This is a genomic window from Thiolapillus sp. (genome assembly GCF_048562965.1).
Lineage (GTDB): Bacteria > Pseudomonadota > Gammaproteobacteria > Chromatiales > Chromatiaceae > Thiolapillus > Thiolapillus brandeum_A.
Window position 1 is genome coordinate 1 of the sequence record NZ_JBHNMF010000455.1, and the last position, 2,666, is coordinate 2,666.

General features: G+C 56.8%; 5 protein-coding genes. 4 read left to right on the forward strand and 1 reads right to left on the reverse strand.

Features of this window, described 5'->3' with window-relative positions; translation table 11 throughout:
• Both ACOCD2_RS16275 and ACOCD2_RS16280 read left to right on the forward strand, forming a co-directional pair.
• Window positions 1-275, forward strand: a 275-nt coding sequence (locus ACOCD2_RS16275) for a hypothetical protein (protein ID WP_419625790.1), incomplete at its 5' end; no start/stop codon positions are given.
• Window positions 244-1,221 carry an FAD-dependent oxidoreductase gene (locus ACOCD2_RS16280; RefSeq protein WP_293652669.1) on the forward strand — a complete coding sequence of 326 codons (978 nt, stop codon included), beginning with the start codon at window positions 244-246 and terminating at the stop codon, window positions 1,219-1,221. The genes ACOCD2_RS16275 and ACOCD2_RS16280, both read left to right, overlap by 32 nt.
• Here ACOCD2_RS16280 and ACOCD2_RS16285 read toward each other — a convergent pair.
• A complete protein-coding gene (locus ACOCD2_RS16285; RefSeq protein ID WP_293885716.1) occupies window positions 1,181-1,381 on the reverse strand; it encodes a hypothetical protein in 201 nt (66 codons plus the stop codon). The two genes, ACOCD2_RS16280 and ACOCD2_RS16285, sit on opposite strands and share 41 nt — an antisense overlap.
• A gap of 45 nt (window positions 1,382-1,426) precedes the next feature.
• Between ACOCD2_RS16285 and ACOCD2_RS16290 the strand changes: the two genes are divergently transcribed.
• Window positions 1,427-1,966 (forward strand): ferritin family protein, encoded by a 540-nt coding sequence (locus tag ACOCD2_RS16290; RefSeq protein WP_293652671.1) that lies wholly within the window; start codon window positions 1,427-1,429, stop codon window positions 1,964-1,966.
• Between the two features lie 264 nt (window positions 1,967-2,230).
• Window positions 2,231-2,666: phospholipase A (locus ACOCD2_RS16295; RefSeq protein ID WP_374507048.1), on the forward strand; the 436-nt coding region annotated here is incomplete at its 3' end.

A 2,666-nucleotide genomic window follows, 5' to 3' on the forward strand; every position in this document is an offset into this window, starting at 1 on the left:
ATTTTGGGACATCCCAGTCCCCAAAATCGACTCGGCCTTTGACAACCTATTTGTTCCCCAGCCGTCCTGGTCACCAAGCACTACGCAACAACTTCGCAAGCTCGTTGCTGCTCCGTACTTGGCTCCCAATGACTGGACGCCGCGTTCGGAGGCCTACGTTGTTTTCCCTCTGGCGCAAGGCACGCCGGGAAAACAGTGCGGCCTCGCGGCTACTGGGGTCTACCAGCCTTCGCTTCGCTCTCCATGGCTGGCAGCGACAGCGTGACCGTCTATGAAGCCCTGGCCGAAGCCGGTGGCATGACCCGCTATGGCATTCCCTATTACCGGTTGCCACCCGAAGCGTTGGACAACGACGTGGACGTGATCGTCTCCATGGGTGTGGAGATCCGCTACAACACCCGGGTAGGCAGCGATATCACCATGGAAGAACTGCAGCGGCAGCATGACGCGGTGTTGCTGGCCATCGGTCTGCAGATGGGGTGCTCCACCCGCATTCCCGGCAGTGATCATCCCCGGGTATTCCGCGCCGTGGATCTGCTGCGCATGGCAGGGGCGGGAGAAGATTTTGAAACGCCGCGCCAGGCCATCGTGATCGGTGGCGGCAACGTGGCCATGGATATCGCCCGCACCCTGGCGCGTTTGCAGAAGCAGCACTACCATGAGGTGAAGATAACCGTGCTGGCCATGGAGAGAGAGGCAGACTTTCTCGCCGATCCCGTGGAGATCAGGGAGGCCCGGGAAGAGGGCATCCATATCATCGATGCCAGGGGGCCGAGGGAAGTCATGGTCGAGAATGACGAGCTGACCGGGCTCAAAACCTGGCGGGTGAAAGCCATCTTCGATGAACAGGGCCGTTTTGCGCCCACTTACGATGAAGCGGATGAGCAGTTTCATCCCGGTGACATGGTGGTCGAGGCCATCGGCCAGATGGCGGATGTGTCCATACTGGGCGATGAACTCACCGAATCCCTGGAATGGAACCGGGGGCGTATCCAGATCGACAGGGATGGCCGGACGGCCGTGGACTGGCTCTGGGCGGCGGGCGACATGGTCACGGGTCCCGACGTTGTGCATGCGGTTGCCGACGGTCACCGTGTGGCAGCGTCCATAGACAGTCGCTGCCAGCCATGGAGAGCGAAGCGAAGGCTGGTAGACCCCAGTAGCCGCGAGGCCGCACTGCTTACCCGTCGTGCGCATAGCGCCAGAGGGGAAGCAAAGTAGGCATCCAAACGCGGCGTCCAGTCATTGGGAGGCAAGTACGGAGCAGCAACGAGCTTGCGAAGTTGTTGCGTAGTGCTTGGTGACCAGGACGTCTGGGGCACCAATAGGTTGTCAAAGGCCGAGTCGATTTTGGGGACTGGGATGTCCCAAAATCTTTCACGAGGCCGAAGACACGCTTGGTTATCCAGACAACAGAGAAACGGACATGAGTGAAATAGGCAAGAGTGGCAGGGAGCAACTGGAAGGCAAGAAGAGCATTGCCGAGATTCTCGATGTGGCCATTTCCTTCGAGAAGACAGCACGGGATTTCTACCGTGACCTGGCGCCGAAAGTGAGCAAAAATATCCGCTGGCTGGTGGAAGACCTGGCGATCGAGGAGCAGGGGCATTATGATCTGTTCAAATCGCTGAAAAGCCGCCCGGATATCGAAACGCACCTTTCCAGCGAAGTCGCCACACCTGCCAGTGACAGAAAATTTTCGGATGCGGTGCTGTTACCGGATCTGGGGGACAGTCCGGATGACCAGGAAGTCCTGCGCTATGCACTGTATCGTGAACACACCGCCATGGAACAGTACCAGTCGCTGGCGGAAACGGCGCCCGATGGCGCATTGCGGGACCTGTTTCGCTTTCTGGCCAAGGAAGAGACAGAGCACAAGAACGAGCTGGAAAAGCTGTACTACGAGGTTGTTCATTCCGGCGGAGTATCGGGGAACGGAACCCGCACCGTTTTGCCGGACCGATGAAACTTCCCTGTTTGGACTTTTCCTGATTGGATATCGAGTATGAAATACAAAAGTCTTATATTGCTGTTTATTGGTGGCTGCTGGATGCATCCTTCATTTGCCCAGGAGCTGGATGACTACCAACGTTGTCTGGTAGAGACGCTGGCTGACGCCGACAGTCGGATGGCTGTGGGAGATATACGTGAGGCATGCAGGGAAAAACACCCTGGAATGCCAGCTGAGAATGACCAGGCAGCTGCCAGCACTTCAGCCGTTGCCCGGCGGATGATCCAGGAAAAAATCACGGAAGACAAAGCCTTTGTTCTGACGCCTTATCGTCCCAACTATATCCTGCTGGCGGCTTACAACGCGGCTGGGGTCAATGAACAGCCTTTCCAGGAAGCTTTTCCGGACAAGAAACCGGATTTGAACGATACCGAAGTCAAGTTTCAGATCAGTTTCAAGTTTCCCATCGTCAAGAACCTGTTCGGTGACAATGGCGACCTCTATGCGGCCTATACCAACCGTTCTTTCTGGCAGGTGTACAACACGGATTCTGCTCCCTTTCGGGAAACCAATCACGAACCAGAAGCCTGGTTGAGGGTAACTACTCACCCCTATCAGCATAGAGCTGTCCCGAAAAGGCCATTTGAATGGCGACCAGCGGATTGTATCCCTGATTTGCCATGGTCTGCAGGTAACTGGAGATGCGGCAATAGGC

Bases quoted from the DNA above. Each gene is read 5' to 3' on its own strand.
- ACOCD2_RS16290 (WP_293652671.1), top strand. From the start codon at position 1,427: ATGAGTGAAATAGGCAAGAGTGGCAGGGAGCAACTGGAAGGCAAGAAG.
- ACOCD2_RS16280 (WP_293652669.1), top strand. From the start codon at position 244: ATGGCTGGCAGCGACAGCGTGACCGTCTATGAAGCCCTGGCCGAAGCC.